The 22,023-nt window shown below is 71.9% G+C and carries 24 protein-coding genes; 13 read left to right on the top strand and 11 right to left on the bottom strand.

Annotated features, from left to right (window positions below):
• From EBO15_RS44625 to EBO15_RS35340, 3 genes are all read left to right on the top strand, one after another.
• A partial coding sequence (locus EBO15_RS44625) for a hypothetical protein (protein ID WP_158628446.1) occupies positions 1-231 on the top strand: 231 nt, incomplete at its 5' end.
• A 362-nt stretch (positions 232-593) separates the two neighbouring features.
• Entirely contained in the window at positions 594-2,000 is a 1,407-nt protein-coding gene (locus EBO15_RS35335) for a cytochrome P450 (RefSeq protein ID WP_147481803.1), read from the top strand.
• A 107-nt stretch (positions 2,001-2,107) separates the two neighbouring features.
• Positions 2,108-3,220, top strand: coding sequence for an NAD(P)H-dependent flavin oxidoreductase (locus EBO15_RS35340; protein WP_122198827.1), 1,113 nt, complete (start codon positions 2,108-2,110; stop codon positions 3,218-3,220).
• Positions 3,221-3,331: 111 nt separating this feature from the next.
• Here EBO15_RS35340 and EBO15_RS35345 read toward each other — a convergent pair whose 3' ends face one another.
• The 5 genes from EBO15_RS35345 to EBO15_RS44630 form a co-directional block, all read right to left on the bottom strand.
• The gene (locus tag EBO15_RS35345) at positions 3,332-4,648 is read right to left on the bottom strand and encodes a serine hydrolase (protein ID WP_122198828.1); all 1,317 of its coding nucleotides are present in this window, start codon (positions 4,646-4,648) and stop codon (positions 3,332-3,334) included.
• Between the two features lie 72 nt (positions 4,649-4,720).
• Entirely contained in the window at positions 4,721-4,918 is a 198-nt protein-coding gene (locus EBO15_RS47165; protein ID WP_199745001.1) for a hypothetical protein, read from the bottom strand.
• 226 nt (positions 4,919-5,144) lie between these two features.
• Positions 5,145-5,783 (bottom strand): TetR/AcrR family transcriptional regulator, encoded by a 639-nt coding sequence (locus tag EBO15_RS35355; RefSeq protein WP_122198829.1) that lies wholly within the window; start codon positions 5,781-5,783, stop codon positions 5,145-5,147.
• Positions 5,784-5,832: 49 nt separating this feature from the next.
• Complete coding sequence (locus EBO15_RS35360) at positions 5,833-6,366, bottom strand: cupin domain-containing protein (protein ID WP_122198830.1); 534 nt, start codon at positions 6,364-6,366, stop codon at positions 5,833-5,835.
• 55 nt (positions 6,367-6,421) lie between these two features.
• Positions 6,422-6,580 carry a hypothetical protein gene (locus EBO15_RS44630; RefSeq protein ID WP_158628447.1) on the bottom strand — a complete coding sequence of 53 codons (159 nt, stop codon included), beginning with the start codon at positions 6,578-6,580 and terminating at the stop codon, positions 6,422-6,424.
• Between the two features lie 114 nt (positions 6,581-6,694).
• On the opposite strand from EBO15_RS44630, the gene EBO15_RS35365 reads away from it, so the two are divergent.
• The 3 genes from EBO15_RS35365 to EBO15_RS35375 all read left to right on the top strand — a co-directional run bounded on the left by EBO15_RS35365 (position 6,695) and on the right by EBO15_RS35375 (position 8,716).
• Complete coding sequence (locus EBO15_RS35365; RefSeq protein WP_158628448.1) at positions 6,695-7,012, top strand: tetratricopeptide repeat protein; 318 nt, start codon at positions 6,695-6,697, stop codon at positions 7,010-7,012.
• 202 nt (positions 7,013-7,214) lie between these two features.
• The gene (locus EBO15_RS35370; protein ID WP_122198832.1) at positions 7,215-7,802 is read left to right on the top strand and encodes a Uma2 family endonuclease; all 588 of its coding nucleotides are present in this window, start codon (positions 7,215-7,217) and stop codon (positions 7,800-7,802) included.
• 326 nt (positions 7,803-8,128) lie between these two features.
• Positions 8,129-8,716 (top strand): Uma2 family endonuclease, encoded by a 588-nt coding sequence (locus tag EBO15_RS35375; protein ID WP_122198833.1) that lies wholly within the window; start codon positions 8,129-8,131, stop codon positions 8,714-8,716.
• On the opposite strand, the gene EBO15_RS35380 is transcribed toward EBO15_RS35375, so the two are convergent.
• Positions 8,717-8,989: a hypothetical protein gene (locus tag EBO15_RS35380; RefSeq protein WP_122198834.1), complete on the bottom strand. Its 273-nt coding sequence runs from the start codon at positions 8,987-8,989 to the stop codon at positions 8,717-8,719.
• Positions 8,990-9,366: 377 nt separating this feature from the next.
• Here EBO15_RS35380 and EBO15_RS35385 point away from each other — a divergent pair, with 377 nt between their 5' ends.
• On the top strand, positions 9,367-10,029 hold the full coding sequence (locus EBO15_RS35385; RefSeq protein WP_122198835.1) for a maltokinase N-terminal cap-like domain-containing protein: 663 nt from the start codon (positions 9,367-9,369) through the stop codon (positions 10,027-10,029).
• A gap of 44 nt (positions 10,030-10,073) precedes the next feature.
• Here EBO15_RS35385 and EBO15_RS35390 read toward each other — a convergent pair whose 3' ends face one another.
• The gene (locus tag EBO15_RS35390) at positions 10,074-11,516 is read right to left on the bottom strand and encodes an MFS transporter (protein ID WP_122198849.1); all 1,443 of its coding nucleotides are present in this window, start codon (positions 11,514-11,516) and stop codon (positions 10,074-10,076) included.
• A gap of 62 nt (positions 11,517-11,578) precedes the next feature.
• On the opposite strand from EBO15_RS35390, the gene EBO15_RS35395 reads away from it, so the two are divergent.
• Positions 11,579-12,565 carry a helix-turn-helix transcriptional regulator gene (locus EBO15_RS35395; RefSeq protein ID WP_122198836.1) on the top strand — a complete coding sequence of 329 codons (987 nt, stop codon included), beginning with the start codon at positions 11,579-11,581 and terminating at the stop codon, positions 12,563-12,565.
• Here EBO15_RS35395 and EBO15_RS35400 read toward each other — a convergent pair.
• From EBO15_RS35400 to EBO15_RS35410, 3 genes are all read right to left on the bottom strand, one after another.
• On the bottom strand, positions 12,553-13,473 hold the full coding sequence (locus EBO15_RS35400) for a GlxA family transcriptional regulator (RefSeq protein WP_122198837.1): 921 nt from the start codon (positions 13,471-13,473) through the stop codon (positions 12,553-12,555). The two genes, EBO15_RS35395 and EBO15_RS35400, sit on opposite strands and share 13 nt — an antisense overlap.
• 7 nt (positions 13,474-13,480) lie before the next feature.
• Complete coding sequence (locus EBO15_RS35405) at positions 13,481-14,065, bottom strand: isochorismatase family protein (protein WP_122198838.1); 585 nt, start codon at positions 14,063-14,065, stop codon at positions 13,481-13,483.
• A 77-nt stretch (positions 14,066-14,142) separates the two neighbouring features.
• Positions 14,143-14,955, bottom strand: coding sequence for a crotonase/enoyl-CoA hydratase family protein (locus EBO15_RS35410; RefSeq protein ID WP_122198839.1), 813 nt, complete (start codon positions 14,953-14,955; stop codon positions 14,143-14,145).
• Between the two features lie 156 nt (positions 14,956-15,111).
• Between EBO15_RS35410 and EBO15_RS35415 the strand changes: the two genes are divergently transcribed.
• Genes EBO15_RS35415 through EBO15_RS35435 form a run of 5 tightly spaced genes read left to right on the top strand, consistent with a single transcriptional unit; the run spans position 15,112 to position 21,485 of the window.
• Complete coding sequence (locus EBO15_RS35415; RefSeq protein ID WP_122198840.1) at positions 15,112-16,677, top strand: acyl-CoA synthetase; 1,566 nt, start codon at positions 15,112-15,114, stop codon at positions 16,675-16,677.
• Complete coding sequence (locus EBO15_RS35420; RefSeq protein ID WP_122198841.1) at positions 16,667-17,611, top strand: Zn-ribbon domain-containing OB-fold protein; 945 nt, start codon at positions 16,667-16,669, stop codon at positions 17,609-17,611. The genes EBO15_RS35415 and EBO15_RS35420 overlap by 11 nt, the downstream gene beginning before the upstream one ends.
• A 43-nt stretch (positions 17,612-17,654) precedes the next feature.
• Complete coding sequence (locus EBO15_RS35425; RefSeq protein WP_122198842.1) at positions 17,655-18,701, top strand: thiolase domain-containing protein; 1,047 nt, start codon at positions 17,655-17,657, stop codon at positions 18,699-18,701.
• Complete coding sequence (locus EBO15_RS35430) at positions 18,694-19,851, top strand: thiolase domain-containing protein (protein ID WP_122198843.1); 1,158 nt, start codon at positions 18,694-18,696, stop codon at positions 19,849-19,851. The genes EBO15_RS35425 and EBO15_RS35430 overlap by 8 nt, the downstream gene beginning before the upstream one ends.
• 59 nt (positions 19,852-19,910) lie before the next feature.
• Complete coding sequence (locus EBO15_RS35435) at positions 19,911-21,485, top strand: acyl-CoA synthetase (protein WP_122198844.1); 1,575 nt, start codon at positions 19,911-19,913, stop codon at positions 21,483-21,485.
• Positions 21,486-21,529: 44 nt separating this feature from the next.
• On the opposite strand, the gene EBO15_RS35440 is transcribed toward EBO15_RS35435, so the two are convergent.
• Complete coding sequence (locus EBO15_RS35440) at positions 21,530-21,964, bottom strand: hypothetical protein (RefSeq protein ID WP_122198845.1); 435 nt, start codon at positions 21,962-21,964, stop codon at positions 21,530-21,532.
• Positions 21,965-22,023: the final 59 nt, after the last annotated feature.

The raw sequence follows: 22,023 nt of genomic DNA on the forward strand, positions 1-22,023 counted from the left end.
CGCGCCGCCGCGTCCACCCGGCCGCCGGGTCCGGACGGGCCCGCCGCCGGCCCCGTCCGCCGCGTCCTCCGCGCCGCATCGGCCGCGCCTGACCGCCTCCTTCCGGGCGCCCGTATCCGCGTCCACACGCGCGTCCGGCCGCGCCTGACCGTCTCGCTCGGCTCGTTCGCATACGCGTGCGGACGCACGTTCGCCCAGGTGAGAAGCCTGGGCGTCGCGCCGTCGCCCTGACGCGCGCCCGTCGTCGCCGGGGGACGGGTCCCTCACTCTCCCGCCATGTCACGAGCGGTGATCGGTTAACTACTCTTAGCCAGCAGTCGGTGCGGTCAACAGAGATCCACCGATCCGGAGAACCGATCGACTCGAAGGAGGTGTCTGGAATGGCTGCCATCAAGCGTTACCTCACGGACCGGCGGGCCGCGCGCCTGGGCGCGTACTCGCACTATCCCTGGTGGTAGAGCCCGCCTGATCCCCGCTCGCCGGCGGCGGGATCCCTGATCGGACGGAACGCCGGAGGTCATGGACGGCGTTCCGTCCGGACCCCTCCCTGAGCCCGTTCCGCGAACCAGTCCCCCGAAGCGGAGGAGTGTGCCATGAGACGTCCACCGGGTCCGCGTGACGGAGTGCTTCCCGAGGTGGGAGCGTACGAGGCGGACCGGCCGGGCTACCTCGCGGCGGGCACGGCCCGCTTCGGCGACGTGTGGCAGGTGGTCCCGAAGATCCACTTCCTGGCCGGGCTGGACGCCACCCGGCAGGTCCTGCGCCGCACCGGGCAGGAGTTCGAGGTGCCGCGCGGGACGTTCGCGCTGCCCCGCCAGGCTCGTGTCGAGGACGCGGCCGTCGAGGCGATGCGGATCCGGACGCTGCGCCACAGCCGGGTCGGGCGGAACGCCGCGACGCTCGCGCGCGGGGCCGCCGGGCTCGCGGACTCCTGGCCCACGGGCGCCGAGGCCGACGCGCTGCCCCTGCTCTCCGCCGCGTCCGCGCGGATGGCCACGGGCTACCACTTCGGGCCCGACGCCGACGAGGTGATGTTCGCGGAGGAGGAACTGGTCGAACTGCGGACCGGGCTGGGCCACCGGTACGTCCACCTACCCGGATGGGTGCCGTCCCCGGCGCGGCTGCGGGTCCGGCGGAGCCAGCATCGCCTCGCCGCGCGGATCCGGAGCGTCGTCGCCCGGAGGGCGGGTGACGTCGCCCGGAGAGCGGGTGACGACGTCCGGAGGGCGGGTGACGACGCCCGGCGGGCGGGCGCGGCGCCGTTCGGGACGCCCGGTGGCGACGTCCTGGACGAGCTGATCCGCGCCTGCTCCGCCAGTGGCGTGAACCCCGCCGTGTACCTGCCGTTCCGGCTGGTCACGGCGATGGTCGCGGCGCGGGAGATGGTCGGGCCCGCCGCCGGGTGGGTGCTCGCCGCGCTCGCCGAGCACCCGCAGTGGGCCGAGCGGATCGCCGCCGAGGCCGTGTCGGTCCTCCCCGATCCGGACGACGTCGACGCGGGCACGCTGTCCCGGCTCGTCCTCGCGGACGCGTTCGTCCGCGAGACGCTGCGCCTGTACCCGCCGAACTGGCTGCTGCCCCGCACCGTCGCCCTGCCCGTCGAGATCGGCGGCTACGACCTGCTCCCCGGCGAGCGCGTGCTCGTCTCGCCGTACCTGCTGCACCGCGACCTCCGCTACTTCCCCGACGCCGCGTCCTTCGACCCCGGGCGCTGGCTCGACCCGGGCGACGGGCGGCGGAGCGGTCAGGCGGGCGGTCAGGCGGGCGGGCAGGGAGGCGGTCAGGGGGGCGGCGCCTACCTGCCGTTCGGCGCCGGTCCGCGGATCTGCCCCGGGGCGTCGCTGGCCTCGGCCGAGCTCGTCCTCGTCACCGCGTTCATGGCCCGGCGGCACCTCATCCGCCGCCACGCGCTGACGCCGACGACGTGGGGCGCCTACCGCCCGTCCGGGCTGCGGGTGCTGTGCCGTCCGCGCGACCTGGGCCGGGTGGCGGGATGCTGAGCCGTAGTACACGTTCTAAGTCGATCTGACGTCGGCCGCACGAACCAGGCGATCCTGAGAAGTAGAACCTGTTGCAGTTTTGGACGGGTGAGGGTTATGTTCGTCCCGTGCGGACACGAGTCACCGATCTCTTCGGCATCGAGTACCCGATCTTCGCGTTCAGCCACTGCCGCGACGTGGTCGCCGCGGTCAGCCGCGCCGGCGGCATGGGCGTCCTCGGCGCCCTCTACTTCACCCCCGAGGAGCTCGAACTCGAGCTGAAGTGGATCGACGAGCACGTCGGCGGCAAGCCGTACGGCGTGGACGTCGTCATGCCCGCCAAGTACGAGGGCGCCGACGCGGGCGACGCCGAGGAACTCCTCGGACGCCTCCAGTCGATGATCCCGCAGCAGCACCGCGACTTCCTCGAAGGGCTCCTCGCCGAGCACGGCGTCGAACCGCCGTCCGAGAAGGCCGGCCGCGCGCTGCTCGGCTGGACGGACCAGACCGCCCGCCCGCAGGTCGAGGTCGCGCTCCGGCACGACATCGCGCTGCTGGCCAGCGCGCTCGGCCCGCCCCCCGCGGACGTGGCCGACCTCGCGCACGAGCACGGCGTGAAGGTCGCGGGCCTGGCGTCCAGCGCCCGGCACGCGCGCAAGCAGGTCGAGGCGGGCGTGGACATCATCGTCGCGCAGGGCACCGAGGCGGGCGGCCACACCGGAGACGTCTCCACGATGGTCCTGATCCCCGAGGTCGTGGACGCCGTCGGCGACGGCACGATCGTCCTCGCGGCGGGCGGCATCGGCCGCGGACGGCAGGTCGCCGCCGGGCTCGCGCTCGGCGCGGAGGGCGTCTGGACCGGGTCCATCTGGCTGACCGTCGACGAGGCCGACACCCCGGAGCGCGCCGTCCCGAAACTGCTGGACGCGACGTCCCGCGACACCGTCCGGTCACGCGCCTGGACCGGCAAGCCCGCCCGCTTCCTCAGGACGGCGTGGACGGACGCCTGGGAGAGCGCGGCGTCCCCCGGAACCCTCCCGATGCCGATGCAGTTCATGCTGGTCGCGGACGCGCTGCCGCGCATCGCCCGGTCCGGCGACGGCGAGCTGGTCACCTTCCCGGTCGGGCAGATCGTCGGCAGCATGAACCGGGTCAGGCCCGCCGCGCAGGTCGTCTACGACCTCATCGAGGAGTACGTCGAGGCCGTCGACCGCCTGACCACCCTCACCCACGCCGACTGACGGGAACCCCTGCCGGGCGAGAGAGGCGGACCGGCGGCAAAGACGAACGGCGTCCCCCACGGCGCGCACCGTGGGGGACGCCGTCCGCTCGTCAGGATCCGGCCACCGGTCTCAGGCTCCGGCCAGCTGGATCCCGGCGCGCGACAGCGTCAGCAGGGCCAGCTCCGCGCTGTACGGGAAGCCGGACTTGGGGTTCGCGAGCATCAGGCTCGTGACGAACGTCCGTCCGCCGGACGTCCTGACCAGGTAGTTCGCGGTCAGCACCCCCGGCTCGCTGCCGCTCTTGAACCACACCGTCGGGTACGCCTTGCGGTCGAGCCCGATCCCGCCGTCGTTGAGGGACAGCGCGTGCCCCAGGTCGGCCTGGCCGGGGGCGGCGGCCCGGTCGCTCAGCCCCTGGAACGCCGAGCAGATGTCGGCCGGGGAGGCGAACCACTCGATCGTGTCGATGTCGCGCGGCTTCCGCCAGGCCGTGACGGCGCTCAGCGGCACGACGTCCAGCGCGGGCAGCATGGCCGCCCGCTTCCCCGCGGACGACGAGAGGTAGCGGTGCGCGGCCGCCGGATACCCCGCCCCCTTCAGCGTGAACACCTCGCGGGTCGTCAGGAACGGGCTGTCGGCCTTCCGGTGCTCGTTCCCGAGCCGCGTCACCGCGCGCTCCACCGCGTCGCGCCCGAGCCGGTGGATCAGATGGTCGGCGGCCGTGTTGTCGCTGCCCGAGATCATGGCGTCCGCGTACTGCGCGAGCGTCAGCTTCGTGCCCGCGGCCCGGTTCTGGAACGTCCCGGACGGCAGGCTCTTCCACGCGTCGTTGATGGCGAGCGGCGTGTCCCAGGTGACCTGGCGCGCGGCGACCGCGTCGGACAGCGCGCCCAGGACGTACAGCTTGAACGCCGACCCGAGCGGACGCGGGGTCGTCTCGTTCACGCCGTGGACGATCCGGCAGCGTCCGCCGCGTCCGATCTCGGCGGTCGCGAACGAGACCTCCGGCGCGAGCCTGCGCAGCCGCCCGTCCAGCTCGTTCCAGGAGGCGGGCTGCTTGTCGAAGGTGAGCTCGGCGATCCGCCCCGAGGCGTCCATCGCGCTCATCCCGAACATCGCCGAGCCCTTCGCCCCGGTGAACCATCCGGCGGCGACCGTCCGGCCGGTCTTGGCCGGGGACTGCGCGGTGAGCGGCCCGATCCGCGCCAGCGCCTTCGACAGCCCCGCCGCCCCGCCGAACCCGGTGAGCGTGGACGACGCGATGTGCGCCTTCGCGTCCGCGTCACTGATCGGCAGGTGCCGGGACACCGACGCGAGCCACGCGAGCTGACGGCCCGGTTCGGGCGTCTTGTCCGCGGCGTCCCGGCCGCCGGACGTCCCGCCGCACGCCGCCGCCCCGCTCAGCAGGACGGCGGCCAGGGCCGTGATGCGCGTTCCGGTCCTCACCGTCCTGCCTCCCCGGGCGAGATGGGCAGGCGGGCTTCCGCTTTGGTCGACATCGGGGTCCCCGTTCTCGGATCAGTCGGAACGCCCGAACCGCTGGAACGCCGCCTGCCGGGTGATGCCGAGGACGTCGCCGATCTCCTGCCAGGTGCGGCCGGACGCACGCGCCGCCTCGACCGTCCCGCGCAACCGGTCGTCCGCCCGTCGGACGGCCTCGGCGGCGGCGGCCACCCCGGCCAGCGCGTCGCCCGGCGCTCCAGGCGTGTCGGGCACCTGGCCCAAGCTGTCACCGAGCGGAATCGATGTCAAGCGTTCCTTTACGTCCGGCACGGGCGTCGCCTGCCGTGCCCGACGTGCGGCGCTTCGGCAGGTCGCGTCACAGAATCTCCGCCGACGTCCGCGTCCGGCGTGCTGTGTCAGAGGTCGTCCGCAAAATCCGCAGCCGTCAATCACGACATACCCCGTTTTTTCGTGCCGCCCATTGGCACGAAAATAACACTTATGCCGGACGGTAGGCACGCACGAACGCCGCCACCCCGTCCCGCAGGATCCGCTCGGTCTCCTCGGCGGACAAGGGCAACGCGCCGTAGAGGGTCCGCTGGGTCACCGTGTGGGTGGTGAGCGCGGTGAGGTGCAGTGCCGCCGTCTCCGGGTCGTCCAGTGCGAGGAGTCCGCGCCCGGCGATCCCCGCCAGATAGGGCGCGAGCCGCTCGTGCGCGGTCTGCGGACCCGCCGCGAACCAGCGGTCGAGCACCGGCCGCGGGATCCGCGTGACCTCGGCCTCCAGCGCCCGGACGAACGCGAAATGGTCGGGGAACTCCGTCACCACGGCCGTCCGGTCGCGGCTGAAGGCGAGCAGGTCCTCCTCCAGGTCGAGGATCTTCAGGAGGTGGACGTCCATCAGCCGGTGGATCGCGTCGGTGACCTCCTGCGCTCCCTCGAGCGCGACGGCCTGGAACAGCTGCTCCTTGTCGGCGAAATGGTTGTAGATCGTGCGCTTGGAGACCTTCGCCTCGTCCGCGATCGCGTCCATGGCGGCCCGGTCGTACCCGTCCCGCCCGAACACCCGGCGCGCGCCCGCGATGATCGCGCGCCGCTTCTCCGGCCGTCCACCGGACGCCGTTCCCGCAGGCGACACGCCGGACCTCCCTCGCCGAACCCGCTCTGACCGGTGCAGTGTATTGGCGTCACCGCCCGAGCCTCGGCCCCTCCTCCAGGTCGACGAAGTGATTGTCGTGCGCGAGGAAGAACTCCCGCCGCTCCTCGGCCGAGAGCGCCGCGAGGTGCCCGACCCCCTCGAAGTACCCCTCGCGCGGAGCACCGGGCGCGAACAGCATCAGGAACGAGACCGGCGCGTCCGTGTCGTTGCTGAACGAATGCAGCCCGCCCGCCGGGACGTAGAGGAAGTCGCCCTTGACCGCCTCACGCCAGCGCTTCCCGTCGAAGACGCTCAGCGACCCGTCCGTGACGAAGAACGACTCGGACATCGTCCGGTGGAAATGCGTGCCGGTGCCTCCGCCCGGGGCCATGTTCCGGACGTGGTAGAGCCCGAACTCACCGTCCGTGGCGATGTCGTTCTCCCGCCCGGTGGGCTTCCCGGTCGCCAGGTAGTAGGTCTCCCACCCGGCCGCGTTCACCAGCTCCGGCTCCTCCGCCGCCGCCCGGAACGAGGCACTGACCTCGCCGTTCTCCCCGTGATACCGATCCTGCGGATAAGACATCACAACCTCCTCTGAAGGCCCGAGACCCAGAAACTACACTCACGAGTGCAATAACTCAACCACCAAGTGCACTTTCGTGGACGACCTCGGCGAGCGCCTCCGCCCCCGTCAGGTTCGCGACGTGCCCCTGCTCGACGAGCGGCACCGGCCCGTCCCCCTCAACAGGAGCCCGAACAACCCGCCCCTCAAAGGAAGAAACGACAAGCACCACCACGCAAAAAATCCGATGTCGCCGATCCGCGCGCCCATGGGAACGTGAACACCCGATATGGACGAGACGGACCCCGAAGCCCTCCACGCCGCCGCCCGAGCAGGCGACGTCCCCAGCATGTCCAGACTGGGATGCCTCCTTGCCGACGCAGGCCAGAAGGAACCCGCGAGGCGCTGGTACCAGGCCGCCGCCGAACGCGGCCACACGATCGCGATGATCAACCTGGCGATCCTGCTCGAGGACGACGACCGGGACGCGGCCATGGCCTGGACGCTGCGAGCGGCCGAGGAGGGGACCGGCCTCACCGCCCAGCACAACTACGGCATCTTCCTGGAGGAGGACGGTCGCCTGGACGAGGCGCTCGACCTCTACCGCCAGGCGGCCGAACGAGGCGACCGGGAAGCCGCCGAAGAGGCCGCCCGCCTCAGCAGGTAACCGGGGCCGCTCGCGCTACGCCGCGTCAGTATCCGCGAAAAGGCCGACACGGTGGGTAACGGATCACTATGGTCGAAGCCCGGTGTGCCGGACCCATTACGGAGAGGTGTCGCTCATGTCCGCCGTCTCGAGTCGTGTGGCCCATCAGTCGGCCGAGGCTTCGGCTTCTATGCTGGAGAGGCGGCCGCGAGAGGGGCATGACATGACGTCCGAGACGGCGCACGACCCGGCGGACGACGGGCAGGTGCTGCTCGACGGGTTCCTCGAGCTCGACACTCCCGAAGGGTTCCGTGCGGAACTCATCGAAGGAGAGATCGTCGTGACGCCGCCCCCCATGGGAGATCATGAGGACATCCTCGACTCCCTGAACTGGCAGATCGGGCAGCATTCCTCCGTCCGGATGTCCTGGTCGGGCACGAAGGGCCTCGTCCTGCGGCGGGGCGGCAAATGCCCGAAGAACCACGTCATCCCGGACGGCGTTCTCGCACCCCGCGAACTGAGGCTGTTCAGGGGCGCCGGTGAATGGATGCCCCCGGACGAGGTGACGATGGTCGTCGAGGTCACCTCTTCGAGAGCGGATATCGACCGCAAGGCGAAGCGGCACTGCTACGCGAAGGCGGGCGTTCCGCTCTACCTGCTGATCGACCAGCAGAAGCGGACCGTGACGCTGTTCAGCGCGCCGAACGAACAGGCCGAGGACTACATGGAAGACCTGCGGGTGCTGTTCGGCAAACCCCTCGACCTGCCGGACCCGTTCGGATTCGCGCTGGACACCTCCGAGTTCGAGTAGTCAGAACTGTGTGCGCCAGGAGAGGATCCCGGCCAGGACGCAGTACACGTCTGCCGCCGCGCAAGGATCTACCCGGCCGCTAAGAACCGCCGGGCCTGCCTCCTCTGGCGCGCCAACCGGAACGCTGAGGCCGCTCGCGCCACGCCGCGTCATTATCCGCGAAAAGGCCGACACGGTGGGTAACGGATCACTATGGTCGAAGCCCGGTGTGCCGGACCCATTACGGAGAGGTGTCGCACATGTCCCCCGTCGCTCGTCGTGTGGCCCATGGTTCTGCCGCAGTCTCGGCTTCTAAGCTGAAGAGGCGAGCGCAAAGGGGGCGTGGCATGGCGGCTGAGGCGGCGAGGGACTGTTCGGACGAGGAGCGAAGGCTACTTGCGTGGTTCCTCGACTTCGACCCTCCCGAAGGGTTCCGTGCGGAGCTCATCGAAGGAGAGGTCGTCGTGTCGCCCGCCCCCGCTCCACGTCACGAGAAGTGTCTGTCCCGGCTCAGTCGCCAGGTCGCTCGGATGTCCGTGACCCCCATGGACTACTCGGGCAACGCCGGACTGGTGCTGCAGAGCGGTGGCCGGTGCACGAAGAACTACGCCATCCCGGACGGGGTGTTCGCACCCATAGATCTCGACCTCTTTGATCCGGAAGAGAACTGGATATCCCCGGACGGTGTCGCCATGGTCGTGGAGGTCACGTCCGGAAGAGCGGACCACGACCGAACGGTTAAGCGGTACTGCTATGCGAAGGCTGCGCTTCCGCACTACATGCTGGTGGACCGCCAGGAGAAGTCGGTGACGCTCTTCAGCGACCCGGACGAGCAGAAGCAGGACTACTTGGAGATCTCCCAGGTGCCTTTCGGGAAGCCGTTGCTCCTGCCTGAGTTGTTCGGCTTCCAGCTGGAAACCGTCGACTTCGTCTGATCAGAACCTGGTGAGCCAGGAGAGGGCCCGGGCCAGGACGTAGTAGACGCCTGCCGCGATGCCCCAGTTCAGGTAGAGCTGGTGTTTGGGGTCGGGGCGTACGAAGAGGTCGTGGAACGGCGTGGCGAGCCAGTTCCCCGAGCGCAGTGTGGCGTGCACGAGCGTGTTGGACGGGTTCGCGCCGCCCAGGGTCAGCAGGATTCCGAGGACGAGGATCGCGGCGGCCGCGATTCCGGCGGCCAGAATGGCGAGGCTGATCGGGTTGTGCCGCATGCGCCGCCAGCGTCCCGGACGGCGTTTGATTCGCGCCGTACGACGCGTCCAGGAACGGGTGCGGTCGGGGCGGGGCGACCAGGGGTGACGGCGGGACGGGGTTTCGGTGGTCTCTCTACGTCCCAGGTGTAGAGCCATGACCTTTCACTCCTCAGTTTCGCTATGCGTCCGACCTACCGCACTGCTCGGAGGCCAAACAGCGACCGGGATTTCGGACGCGTCGTTCGCGCGATCCGGACACCTGCCGTGGGATCGGGGCCGGCGCACGTATCGCAAGCGCGAGGGGATGCGTGCTCGGGCGCCTGAGGTAGGTGACGGGCCTACTGGCCCGTCCTGGAGGGACCCGGGACGGTCCGTTTCGCTGGAGAATCGTCGGCATGGCTGTCATGCATGAGACCGAGCTCAAGCCGTCCAAGCTCGAACTGCTGGCCCTCTGGCTTCCCGCCCAGTCCTGGTACCGCGGTGGGGACGAGCCGGAGCTGGCCGACGTGGGCGGGTTCCGGCTGGACGATCCGGAAGGCGAGGTCGGGATCGAGTTCAAGGTGATCATCGACTCTTCGGGGACGCGTCCGACGACCTACCTCGTCCCGCTCACTTATCGTGGCGCACCGCTGGACGGGGCCGAGGACGCCCTCGTCGGCACGATGGAGCACGGGGTGCTCGGACGGCGCTGGGCCTACGACGGCTGCCACGACCCGGTGATGGTCGGCCAACTGCTGGCCTTGATCGAGGGCAGGGTCCAGGCGCAGGACCAGCATGTCAGCGACACTCCCCACCAGGACGTCACCCGTGACTACACCGGCGGCCCCCTGGACCCCGAGGACTTCGCGGGCCTCCCCGTCGACGACGACGAGAGCACGGAGCTGCGCGCGTCGCAGGGAACCGTCCTCCGCCTACAACGCGTCCTCTACACCGCCCCGCACGACGCGACCCGTCCTCCCGCAGGAACGACCGGCCACCTGACCGGCTCCTGGCGCAGACCGGACGGCGTTCGCCCACGCGCCTTCTTCGCTTTCATGCTCGCCAGCCGCGAGAACTGAAAACGGCCCGCCCCGGTGTGATCCGGGACGGGCCGGGGTGGTGGTCAGGGGGTGGGGGTGGTGGTTTTGGGGAGGGGGAGGGTGAGGAGGGCGGCGGCGAGGTAGGCGGCCACCTGCCAGGGGAGGACGGTGGTGAGGGCGTCGGCGTAGGCGGCGGGGGACGGGGTGGAGGGGAGGGCGTCGAAGAAGACGGTGCCGAGGACGGCGACTCCGACGGCGCCGCCGATCTGGTTGACCGTGGAGAGGACGCCGCCGGCGGCGCCCGCTTGGTGGCCGGGGACGCCCGCCAGGATGACGTTCACCAGGATCGGGGCGCCCAGTCCCAGGCCGAGGCCGCCCAGGAACAGGGCGGCGGCCAAGGGCCAGTAGCCGGGGTGGCCGCCGTCGCGGACGAGGGCCCAGAGCAGTGCCTGGGAGGCGGCCAGGACGAGGGAGCCGGTGATGAGCAGGGCGCGTCCGGCCTTCGCGGCCAGTTGGACGCCCGCGCCCGAGGTGAGCATCGAGCCGATCGCGTAGGGGAGGATCACCAGTCCGGTGTCCCACGCGGATCGGTGGGTGCCCGCCTGGAGGTACAGGGACAGGACGAGGAAGAACGAGCCGAGGGCGCCGAAGAAGAGGACGGAGGCGGCCAGGCCCGCGGTGAAGGTGCGGACGCGGAGGAGTCCGGGGTCCAGGACGGGGAGGCCGCCTCGGGACGCGAGGCCGCGTTCGTAGGCGGCGAACAGGGCCAGCAGGCCGAGGCCGGTGGCGAGCAGGGCCCAGCCCCACCAGGGCCAGCCCCAGTCGCGGCCCTGCACCAGCGGCAGGAGGATCAGCGCGATGGCCAGGGCGGACAGGACGGCCCCGGCCGTGTCGAGGCGCTCGCGGCGGGAGGCGGTGGACTCCGGCAGCACGCGGGCTCCGAGGGCGAGCGCGACGGCCGCGACCGGCACGTTGACCCAGAAGATCGTCCGCCAGGCGGTGCCCCACAGGTCGGCGTCGACCAGCGCGCCGCCCAGCAGGGGGCCCGCGACGGCGGCGAGGCCCTGGACGGCGCCGTACGCGCCGAAGGCCCGCGCCATCGCGGCGGGGGCGAACGAGGAGCGGATGATCCCGAACACCTGCGGGACCATGAGTCCGCCCGCGAGCCCCTGCAGGACGCGCGTCGCGATGAGCGCGCCCGCGGACGGCGCGAGCGCGCAGGCCATGGAGGTGAGGGCGAACCCGGCCAGGCCGAGGAGGAAGACCCTGCGGCGGCCGTGGGCGTCGCCGATCCGGCCGCCGGTGATCAGTCCCGATCCCAGGGCCAGGGTGTATCCGGCGAGCATCCACTGAAGCTGGGCCTCGGAGGCGTGCAGGTCGTCGCGGATGGACGGTGCGGCGACGGTGACGATCGTGACGTCCAGCAGGTCCATGAACGAGGCGAACAGGACGACGAGGAGCGCCACGGTGGCGCGGCCGCCCGTCACGGCGGAAGGCGGCGCCACGGTGGGGGTTTCGGTGCTCATGGACGGCAAGGTGACATCGATGGCGGTCATGGAGTGTCCGCCATCGGTGGCACTCTGCCGTTATGGCCGACACGTCCGCGCGGATCCTGCGACTGCTGTCCCTGCTCGAGGCGCGCGCCGAGTGGCCCGGCGCCGAACTCGCCGCGCGCCTGGGCGTGAGCCCCCGCACCCTGCGCCGGGACGTCGACACGCTGCGCGACCTCGGCTATCCCGTCGAAGCGGTCCTCGGGCCGGGGGGCGGCTACCGGCTGGGCGTGGGCGGGAAGCTGCCGCCGCTGGTCCTCGACGATGACCAGGCGGTCGCCATCGCGCTCGCCCTCCAGACCGCGCCCGCGACGGTCGCGGGCATCGACGACGCCGTGACCAGGGCGCTGACGACGCTGCGGCAGGTGATGCCCGCGAGGCTGCGCGCGGCGTCCGAGGCGTTCGAGCTGACGGCGCTGCGCAACTACTGGGAGTTCGCCGACTCGCCCGTCGGCGTGGCGACGCTCCAGGCCGTGGGGTCGGCGATCCGCACCCGCCGGACGCTCCGCTTCGACCACCGCACGCCCGGCGGGACGGTCCCGGCCCCCGGCGAGCCGGGTTTCGCGCCGCCACGTGAGGTCGAGCCCCACCATCTCGTCGTCTGGGCGGGCCGCTGGTACCTCGTCGCGCGCGACCGCCGGACGCGGGACTGGGGCACCTACCGCGTCGACCGGATCGTCCCGCGCGGCCCGTCCGGCATGCCGTTCACGCCCGTGCCCCTGACGGACGACGACCTCACGCGCCTCGTGGTCCAGAACCCCGATCGCGGTGACACCGCCGGGCCGTGGGAGTGCCGGGGCAGCGCGACCGTCGACCTGCCCGCGGGGCTCGTCGCCCGCTGGGCGCCCGGCGGGTCCGTGGTCGAGCACGTCGACGAGGGGCGCTGCCGTCTCACGATCGTCGGCTGGTCCTGGGTGGGCGTCGCGGGTCTGTTCGCCACCTTCGACGCCGACCTCCACGACGTCGAGCCGGCCGGGCTCCGCGACGCGTTCGCGAAGCTCGCCGACCGGTTTCACCGGGCCTGAGGGGGTGGGGCGGCGCGGGCTCGGGCGCGGAGGCGGCGGAGGGCGCGCGCGTCCTGGAAGCCGACCTCGCGGGCGGCGACGTCCATGGTCGCGCCCTGGTCGAGGAGGGTCTCGGCCGTTTCGAGGCGGAGTGCCGTCTGGTAGCCCAGGGGTGTCAGGCCGGTCGCCTGGCGGAACAGGCGGGTCGCGGTCCGTTCGCTGCATCCCGCCGCCGCGGCGAGGGTCCGGAGCGGGAGCGGTACGGTGAAGCGCGACTCGATCAGGTCCTGGAGGCGGTGGACGGTCTCGTCGCCGTGGGATCGGCGGCGCAGCAGCATGCTGACCTGGCCGGTCGTGCCGGTGCGCGCGGAGTGGACGACCAGGGCGCGCGCGACCCGGCCCGCCGCGTGGGGGCCGTGGCGCTTGTTGACCAGGTGCAGCGCCACGTCGAGGCCGCTGGCCACTCCCGCCGACGTGATGACGCGGTCGTCGTCGACGTAGAGGACGTCCCGTTCGACGCGTGCCCGGGGGTACAGGCGTGCCAGCTCGTCCTGGACGGTGTTCAGGGTGGTGCAGCGCCGGCCGTCGAGGAGTCCGGCGCGTCCGAGCAGGTCGGCGCCCGCGCACACTCCGGCCACCGTCCCGCCGGACGCGTGGTGCTCGCGCAGCCGCCGCAGGGTCTCCTCGCCCGGCGGGCGGGTGGGACCGCGCCAGCCGGGGACGACGATCAGATCGTCCGGGTTCAGCTCCGGCCAGGTGACCTGCGCGAGGACGGGCAGCCCCTGCACGGTGTCCACCCGTTCCTCCTCGGACACGTGGTGCAGCGTGTGGCCGTATCCGAGGTCGTCCGCCGTCGAGAAGACCTGCGCGGGCCCGGCCAGGTCGAGCAGGTGCACCCGTGGGACGAGGACGAAGACGACGCGCGGCATGCGGTTCCTAGGCCGCGGTGAGTTCGTCGACGGTCCTGATCGTGGCGAATCGTCCGGCCAGGGCGTAGCGGGTGCGGGTGAGGATCTCGTCGGTGCCCAGGGTGCGCGGGTCGTCCAGGAGCTCGGCGAAGGGGACGTCGTCCGGGGCGTCGGGGTGGGGGATCGGGGCGGTGACGGTCGCGTCGATGGCGAAGTCGACCTCGAAGCCCAGGTCGGACGCGAGCCGCGTGGTGGTCTCGCAGCACTGCTCGGTCCGGATGCCGCAGACGGTGAGCCTGCGGACGCCGCGCGTGGTGAGCAGCTGGTGGAGGTTGGTGGTGGTGAAGGCGTTGTGCGCGGTCTTGGTCAGCAGCGGCTCGTCCTCGCGCGGACGCAGGCCGTCCATCAGCCGGACGTGCCCGAGCGCGGGGTCGAACACCGTCCCGGCGCCGGGACGCGAGCCGAGCACCCACACCACCTGCTGCTCCCGTTCCCGCGCCGCGTCCACCAGGCGATTCACCTGCGCCACGATATTCGGCTCGGAGACGTGCTCCCAGTCGGGCAGCCGCCGGAAGGACTCCTGGACGTCGATGACGATCAGTGCTGTGCTCATGCCCCGAGCCTGCCCGGCGGGGGGTGCCGGGTTGAAGGTTCGTCCAGGTCGGCAAGCGGACCGATCCGGACAGGCGGTCACTCGCCCGTGAACACCGGGGGGCGCTTCTCCTTGAAGGCGAGGGAGCCCTCCTTGGCGTCCTGGGAGGCGATGACGGGCCAGCCGATCTCGTCGGAGATCTTGAGGGCCTCGGGTTCGGGGAGGTGCGCGGTCTCGCGGTAGGTGCGGAGGATGGCCTGGACGGCGAGGGGGCCGCAGGCGGCGATCTGGCCGGCGAGGACGCGGGCCGCGTCGAGGGCCGTGCCGGACGGGACGACCTGGTTGATCAGCCCCATGGACAGGGCCTCGGACGGGGTCACCGAACGGGCCGTCAGGAGGATGTCCATGGCGTTCGCATAGCCGATCTGGCGAGGAAGCCGGATCGCGCAGCCGCCCATAGGGAACAGGCCGCGTTTCGCCTCGTAAAGACCCAGGGTCGCGTCTTCGGCGACCACGCGGAGGTCGGTGCCGACGAGGAGTTCGGTGCCGCCGGCCACGGCGTAGCCCTCGACGGCGCAGATCAGGGGAACCGTGGGCTGGCCCTCGCGGAGGAGGCCCTTCCAGTGGAAGTTCGCGATCTGTGACATCCGCTCCTGCACGCGCGGGTCGGACGGCGGTCTGCCCATCGCCTTCAGGTCGGCGCCCGCGCAGAACTGGCCCCCGGCACCGGTCAGGATGCCGACGCGGACCTCGGGCGTCTCGGACATGTAGGCCCAGGCGTCGGCGAGGCCGACGAGCATCGCGGACGACAGCGCGTTGCGGGCCTCGGGGCGGTTCATCGTGACGACGACGATGTGGCCGTCCTGTTCGACGGTGCAGTGCTCGGTGCTGATCGGCAGGGTCCGGGCCATGGCCACCTCCGGCGAGATCCTGGAAAACAGGAACAGATTCTAGTAACGATCAGCGCCTGGGAACAGGTCTTGCCGGACAAAACGAGAACGTGATCTACTTTTGCCGTCGGAGGTGTCGAGACTCCGGCGACGCACGCGATCACCGAGGGAGAGCCGATGGGATCGTTGGGCTTCTGGCGGCTGGCGCAGGCCGATCCGGAGTGGATCGCGGCCGTCGATCCGGACGGAACCGAGCATCGCGCGGGGGACCTGCTCGCCCGCGCCGACCGCGTCGTCCACGGGCTGCGCGGGCTCGGGCTGGAGCCGGGCGACGGGTTCTGCGGGCTGGTCCCGAACGGCGTCGAGGGGCTGGTGCTCTACCTGGCCGCGTTGCAGGCGGGCTGGTACTACACGCCGGTCAACTGGCATCTGACCGGGCCGGAGATCGGTTACATCGTCGCCGACAGCGAGGCGAAGGCGTTCTTCGTCCACGAGCGGTTCGCGGACGCGGGCGCGGAGGCGGCCGAGGCCGCGGGGCTCGACGTGGGCCGGCGGTTCGCGTTCGGGGAGGTCCCCGGGTTCCGGCCTGAGTCCGAGCTGGAGGACGGGCAGCCCGAAACCCATCCGGACGACCGGACGGCCGGCGCGACGATGCACTACACGTCCGGGACGACCGGACGTCCCAAGGGCGTCAGGCGGCGGCTGCACGGCATCGACCCGGACGACTCGGCCGAGCTGCTGACGTTCCTGCTCGGCCTGTTCGGCATCCAGCCGGGACGTCCCGCAGGCCAGGACCCGCAGGCGCACCTGGTGACGTCGCCGAACTACCACACGGCGGTCACGCAGTTCGGCGGGACGGCCCTGCACATGGGCCACACGCTCGTCTACGTCGACCACTGGGACGCCGAGGACACCCTCCGCCTCATCGACAAGTACGCGATCACGAACACCCACATGGTGCCGACGCACTTCAAGCGGCTGCTGTCGCTGCCGGAGGACGTCCGCAAGCGGTACGACGTGTCGTCCATGCGGTGGGCGATCCACGCGGCCGCGCCGTGCCCGGTGCCGCTGAAGGCGCAGATGCTCGACTGGTGGGGCGACTGCATCTGGGAGTACTACGCGGCGACCGAGGGCGGCGGGACGATCGCGTCCCCGCAGGAGTGGCGCGCGCATCCCGGGACGGTCGGCAAGGCGTGGCCGATCAGCGAACTGCTGCTCGTGGACGACGACGGCGAGCCCGTCCCGGCGAACACGCCCGGCACGATCTACATGAAGATGGTCAGCGGCGACTTCGAGTACAAGGGCGACAAGGCCAAGACCGAGGAGTCGCGGCTGAACGGCTTCTTCACGGTCGGGGACGTCGGGCACCTCACCGAGGACGGCTTCCTGTTCCTGTCCGACCGCAAGTCCGACATGATCATCTCGGGTGGCGCGAACATCTACCCCGCCGAGATCGAGAACGAGATCGTCCTGCACCCGAAGGTCGCGGACGTCGCCGTGTTCGGCATCCCGGACGAGGAGTGGGGCGAGCAGATCAAGGCCGTGATCGAGCCCGCCGCGGGCGTCGACCCGGGCCCGGACCTCGCCGCCGAGATCCTGGCGTCCCTGGAGGGCCGCCTCGCGAAGATGAAGTGGCCGCGGACGATCGACTTCATCGAGACGATGCCGCGCGAGCCGAACGGCAAGCTCCTCAAGCGCAAGCTCCGGGACCCGTACTGGAAGGACCGCGAGCGTGCCATCTAGCGAGCGCTCCGGCGAGCCGAACCACATCCTCGAGTTCCCCGGCGGCTACACGCGGTCGGTCGGCCCGGTCATCGGACGGTTCCTGTCCGAACTCCGCGACGGCCGCCTGAAGGGCGTGCGGACCAGGAACGGCCGCGTCCTGTTCCCGCCCGTCGAGTACGACCCGGACGCCGGCGACGACGTCACGGACGAGTTCGTCGACGTCGGCCCGGTCGGGACGGTGACGAGCTGGTCGTGGGTGCCGAACCCGCGCAAGACGCATCCGCTCGACCGCCCGTTCGCGTGGGCCCTCATCCGCCCGGACGGCGCGGACACCGCCCTCCTCCACGCGCTCGACATGGGCGTCTTCGACCTCGGAGCGAAGCCGCCGCGCCGGCTGAGGACCGGGATGCGTGTGCGTCCGCGATGGCGCGCCGAACGCGTCGGCGGGATCGGCGACATCGAGTGCTTCCAGCCCGAGGTCACGATGATCACGGCGCCGAGCCGCCTCGAGTACCGGCTCCAGGGCGGCCGCGCCCTCGACCGGTTCCTGGAGGGCGTCTCCCAGGGGAAGATCATCGGTCACCGGTGCGACGTGTGCGGGCAGGTGATCGTCCCGATGAAGGGGCTCTGCCCGAAGGACGGCGTCCCGACGTCCGAGGAGGTCGAGCTCCCCGGCACCGGCACCGTCACCACGTTCGCGGTGAACAACCTGCCCGACCCGCGCGCGCCCGAGGTCCCGTTCGTGTCCGCCTACATCCTCCTGGACGGCGCCGGGCTCACGATGCTGGCGCTGGTCGCGGGCGTCCCGGCGGACCAGGTGCGGATGGGCATGCGGGTCCGCGCGGCGTGGCGTCCGCGCGAGGAGTGGACCCGGTCGATGGCGAACATCAGGTGGTTCGAGCCGACCGGCGAGCCCGACGTCCCCTTCGACGAGATCAAGGACCACCTCTGATGCGCCGCACAGCGAAGGACCGCGTGGTCGAGGAGCACTCCTGATGCGCCCCGTGGCGGTCGTGGCGTTCGCGCAGACCCGGCACAAGGGCGAGGACGCGGGGCTCTCCGAGACCGAGCTGCTCGCCCCCGTCATCACCGAGATCAAGCGGCGGACCGGTGTCACGCGCTTCGGCTTCACCTGCTCCGGATCGAACGACTACCTGGTAGGCGCGCCCTTCTCGTTCGTGTCCGCGCTGGACGCGGTCGGCGCGTGGCCGCCGATCTCCGAGAGCCACGTCGAGATGGACGCCGCGTGGGCGCTGTACGAGGCGTGGGTGAAGCTCCAGCACGGCGAGATCGACACGGCGCTCGTGTACGGGTTCGGGAAGACGTCGCAGAGCTCCTACCCGGAGGTCTTCACCCAAGGGCTCGACCCCTACTACCTCGCGCCGCTCGGCGTCGACCAGGTCTCGCTCGCCGCGCTCCAGGCCCGCGCCTACCTCGAACGCACCGGCACCGATGAGCGGCGGCTCCGCGCCGTCGCCTCGCGTGCCCGCACGGACGGACGCGCCAACCCGTCCGCGCTCCACCTGGACGACCCCGGCGACGCCGAGCCGTACGAGGTCGCGCCGCTGCGCCCGCACGACGTCGCTCCCGTCACCGACGGCGCCGCCGCGATCGTCCTCGCGGCCGGGGACAAGGCCCGTGAGCTGGCCGGACGCCCGGCCTGGATCACGGGGATCGACCATCGGAGCGAGCCGCACCAGCCGGGGTTCCGCGACCTGACGTCCTCGCCGTCCACGCGCCTGGCCGCCGCGAAGGCGGGCGGCACCGGCGGCGTGGAGGTCGCCGAACTGCACACCCAGTTCAGCCACGAGGAACTGATCCTGCGGGACGCCCTGGACCTCGGCGACGGTGTCGCGGTCAACCCGTCCGGCGGTCCGCTCGCGGCGAACCCGGTGATGGCGACCGGCCTGATCCGCGTCGGCGAGGCCGCCGCGCGGATCCTCGACGGGACGGCGGGACGCGTCCTCGCGCACGCCACGTCCGGTCCCTGCCTCCAGCAGAACCTCGTCTGCGTCATGTCGGGAGAGCGAAGCGATGGGTGACCCGTGCGCCGTGATCGGCGTGGGCCAGACGGCCTACCGGACCAGGCGGCCCGACGTGTCGATGGCCGGGCTGCTGCGCGAGGCCGCCCGCCGCGCGCTCGACGACGCGGGCCTGACCTGGACCGACATCGACGCCGTCGTCATCGGCAAGGCCCCCGACCTGTTCGAGGGCGTGATGACGCCGGAGGGGTACCTCGCCGACGCGCTCGGCGCGTCCGGGAAGCCGATCATGCGGGTGCACACCGCCGGGTCGGTGGGCGGCTCGACCGCGATCGTCGCGGCGGGCCTCGTCCAGTCGGGCGTGCACGACCGCGTCCTCACGGTCGCGTGGGAGAAGCAGTCCGAGTCGAACGCGACGTGGGCGCTGACCGTGTCCGGGCCGTACACGACGTCCCTGGTCGTGGGCGCGGGCGGCTACTTCGCCCCGCACATCCGCGCCTACATGCGGCGCAGCGGCGCCCCCGACCACATCGGCACGCTCGTCGCCGTGAAGGACCGGCGGAACGCGCTGCGAAACGAGTACGCGCACCTCAAGATCCCCGGCATCTCGCGCGAGATGGTCGAGGCGACGCCCATGCTGTGGGAGCCGATCCGCTACCTGGAGACCTGCCCGTCCTCGGACGGCGCGTGCGCGATGGTCCTGGCGTCCGAGGACGCCGCGAGACAGGCCCCCCACAAGCCCGCCTGGGTGCACGGCACCGCGATGCGGTCCGAGCCGATCTTCTTCGCCGGGCGTGACACCGTGAACCCGCGGGGCGGCATCGACTGCGCCGCCGACGTGTACCGGCAGGCCGGGATCACCGACCCGCGCCGCGAGATCGACGTCGCCGAGGTGTACGTCCCCTTCTCCTGGTACGAGCCGATGTGGCTGGAGAACCTCGGCTTCTGCGGCGAGGGCGAGGGCTGGAAGCTCACCGAGGCCGGCGCGACCGCGCTCGACGGCGACATCCCGTGGAACGCGTCGGGCGGCGTCCTGTCGTCCAACCCGATCGGCGCGTCCGGGATGATCCGGTTCGCCGAGGCCGCGCTCCAGGTGCGCGGCATGGCGGGGGAGCACCAGGTGGACGGCGCGCGCCGCGCCCTCGGGCACGCCTACGGCGGCGGCGCGCAGTTCTTCGCGATGTGGATCGTCGGCAGCGACAAACCCTAGGAAACACACGGCCCGGACGGGTCCGGGGCGCCCGGCCCGTCCACCCCCCGGAGGCCCCGATGGAGTTCAACCACGCCGATCTGTTCGAGGGGGTCTCCGACGCGGTCGGGGACCGCACCGCCGTCGTCTGCGGCGACCGCCGCATGACGTACGCCGAGCTGGACGCGCACGCCAACCGGCTCGCCCACCACCTGCGCGCCGCCGGGGTGGAACCGCACCGGCACGTCGCGATCCAGCTCTACAACGGGATCGAGTACGCCGCCGCGATCCTCGCCGCGCTGAAGATCCGCGCCGTCCCGGTCAACGTGAACTACCGGTACGTCGAGGACGAGCTGCGCTACCTCTTCCGCGACTCGGGCAGCGTCGCGCTGATCTACGACGCCGAGTTCGGCGACCGTGTCGCCGCGGCCCTCCCCGACGCCCCCGACCTGCGGCATCTCATCTCCGTCGGGGAGTCGTCGATCGAGGGGGCCGTCCGCTACGACGAGGCCGTCGCGGCGCAGCCCGCCGCCCGCGACTTCCCGGAACGCTCGGCCGACGACACCTACATCATCTACACGGGCGGCACGACGGGCATGCCCAAGGGCGTCATGTGGGGCGTGGAGAGCATGCTCCGCGCGTTCTGGAACCCGTCCTTCCCGCCCCCGGACAAGCCCGCCGACGTCGTCGACCTGGCCCGCTCGTCCGGGCCGATGGTGATGATGCCGATCGCGCCGCTCATGCACGGCGCGGCCCAGCAGGCCACGTTCATCTCCTGGTGCATGGGCGCGACCGTCGTCTACGCGCGCCGCTTCGAGGCCGCCGAGGTGTGGCGGACGATCGAGCGCGAGCGGGTCAACTCCCTGACGATCACCGGCGACGCGATGGCGATCCCGATGGCGGACGAGCTGGCGCGCGGCGGCTACGACACGTCCTCGCTGCTGGCGTTCGTCTCGACCGGCGCGATCCTCACCGGGACGGTCCGCGACCGCCTCGCCGCGCTGCTGCCGGACACGATGATCCTGGACCGGTTCGGCTCGACCGAGTCGGGCTCGACCGCCGAGGCCGTCGCGGGCACCTCGCCCGAGAAGGGCCTGCGGTTCACGCCCGACGTGCCGGACATCGCCGTCCTGGACGACGCGCTCCGGCCCGTCCGGGCGGGGTCGGGGGTGATCGGGCAGCTCGCCCGCACCGGGCACATCGCACGCGGTTACTACAACGACCCGGAGAAGACGGCGCGCACGTTCCCCGAGGTGGACGGCCGCCGCTGGCTGCTCACGGGCGACATCGCGACGGTCGAGGCGGACGGCACGATCTCGGTGTTCGGACGCGGCTCGCAGGCGATCAACACCGGCGGTGAGAAGGTCTTCCCGGAGGAGGTCGAGGCCGTCCTCAAGGGCCATCCGGACGTGTACGACGCGGTCGTCACCGGGATCCCGGACGAGCGCTGGGGCGCCCGGGTCGCCGCCGTCGTGCAGCCGGCGTCCGGCGCGTCCCCGGATCCGGGCGATCTGGACGCGCACTGCCGCCGGCACCTGTCGGGCTACAAGGTGCCGCGCGCGTACGCGTTCGTGACGGAGATGAGGCGCTCCCCGGCGGGCAAGGCCGACTACCGGTGGGCGCGGGAGGTCGCCGAGGCGGGCGGAACCACCTGATCAAGCGGTCGGGACGGCCTGGTCGGGTGGGGCGGACGGCCTGGTCAGGCGATGCCGCGGGCGGCGAAGGTGAGGGTGAGGTCGGCGTCGTCGGCCGGGGCGTCCTCGGGGAGGTGCCAGCAGACCTGGTAGGTGACCTCGTGCGGGGCGCCGTCGCCCTGGGCCGTCCAGTTGCCGAAGCCGCGCTCGGGGCGGTCGGGGCTGGTGCAGTCGGCGAGGGAGCCGCTGAAGACCGGGTAGGGGAGCCGCCGCAGGGACTCCTCGTAGATGCCGACGCGGATGTCCCCGGCCTGCGGGCAGCGGGCGTCCTCGCGGCGGACGCGCATCGCGACGACCGCGTCACGGTCGCCGCAGTAGCGGACGGTGACGGTCCGGGTGCCGCGCTCGCCCGGGGCCAGTCCGGACAGCCGCAGGCATACGGCCGCCTCCTCGCCGGAGGAGAGGCCGACGGTCTCGGTGGAGATGATGTTGGTGCTCAAGCTCTCGCCCCCGCGCGGAATCGTGTTCGACGCGCGCGCCGCTCGCGGGCCTGTTAGCC

Source organism: Actinomadura harenae (genome assembly GCF_003696215.1).
In the GTDB taxonomy this organism is placed as follows: domain Bacteria; phylum Actinomycetota; class Actinomycetes; order Streptosporangiales; family Streptosporangiaceae; genus Spirillospora; species Spirillospora harenae.

Bases quoted from the DNA above. Each gene is read 5' to 3' on its own strand.
- EBO15_RS35335 (WP_147481803.1), top strand. From the start codon at position 594: ATGAGACGTCCACCGGGTCCGCGTGACGGAGTGCTTCCCGAGGTGGGA.
- EBO15_RS35360 (WP_122198830.1), bottom strand. From the start codon at position 6,366: ATGTCTTATCCGCAGGATCGGTATCACGGGGAGAACGGCGAGGTCAGT.
- EBO15_RS35365 (WP_158628448.1), top strand. From the start codon at position 6,695: ATGTCCAGACTGGGATGCCTCCTTGCCGACGCAGGCCAGAAGGAACCC.
- EBO15_RS35370 (WP_122198832.1), top strand. From the start codon at position 7,215: ATGACGTCCGAGACGGCGCACGACCCGGCGGACGACGGGCAGGTGCTG.
- EBO15_RS35375 (WP_122198833.1), top strand. From the start codon at position 8,129: ATGGCGGCTGAGGCGGCGAGGGACTGTTCGGACGAGGAGCGAAGGCTA.
- EBO15_RS35380 (WP_122198834.1), bottom strand. From the start codon at position 8,989: ATGCGGCACAACCCGATCAGCCTCGCCATTCTGGCCGCCGGAATCGCG.
- EBO15_RS35385 (WP_122198835.1), top strand. From the start codon at position 9,367: ATGGCTGTCATGCATGAGACCGAGCTCAAGCCGTCCAAGCTCGAACTG.
- EBO15_RS35390 (WP_122198849.1), bottom strand. From the start codon at position 11,516: ATGAGCACCGAAACCCCCACCGTGGCGCCGCCTTCCGCCGTGACGGGC.
- EBO15_RS35395 (WP_122198836.1), top strand. From the start codon at position 11,579: ATGGCCGACACGTCCGCGCGGATCCTGCGACTGCTGTCCCTGCTCGAG.
- EBO15_RS35400 (WP_122198837.1), bottom strand. From the start codon at position 13,473: ATGCCGCGCGTCGTCTTCGTCCTCGTCCCACGGGTGCACCTGCTCGAC.
- EBO15_RS35405 (WP_122198838.1), bottom strand. From the start codon at position 14,065: ATGAGCACAGCACTGATCGTCATCGACGTCCAGGAGTCCTTCCGGCGG.
- EBO15_RS35410 (WP_122198839.1), bottom strand. From the start codon at position 14,955: ATGGCCCGGACCCTGCCGATCAGCACCGAGCACTGCACCGTCGAACAG.
- EBO15_RS35415 (WP_122198840.1), top strand. From the start codon at position 15,112: ATGGGATCGTTGGGCTTCTGGCGGCTGGCGCAGGCCGATCCGGAGTGG.
- EBO15_RS35425 (WP_122198842.1), top strand. From the start codon at position 17,655: ATGCGCCCCGTGGCGGTCGTGGCGTTCGCGCAGACCCGGCACAAGGGC.
- EBO15_RS35430 (WP_122198843.1), top strand. From the start codon at position 18,694: ATGGGTGACCCGTGCGCCGTGATCGGCGTGGGCCAGACGGCCTACCGG.
- EBO15_RS35435 (WP_122198844.1), top strand. From the start codon at position 19,911: ATGGAGTTCAACCACGCCGATCTGTTCGAGGGGGTCTCCGACGCGGTC.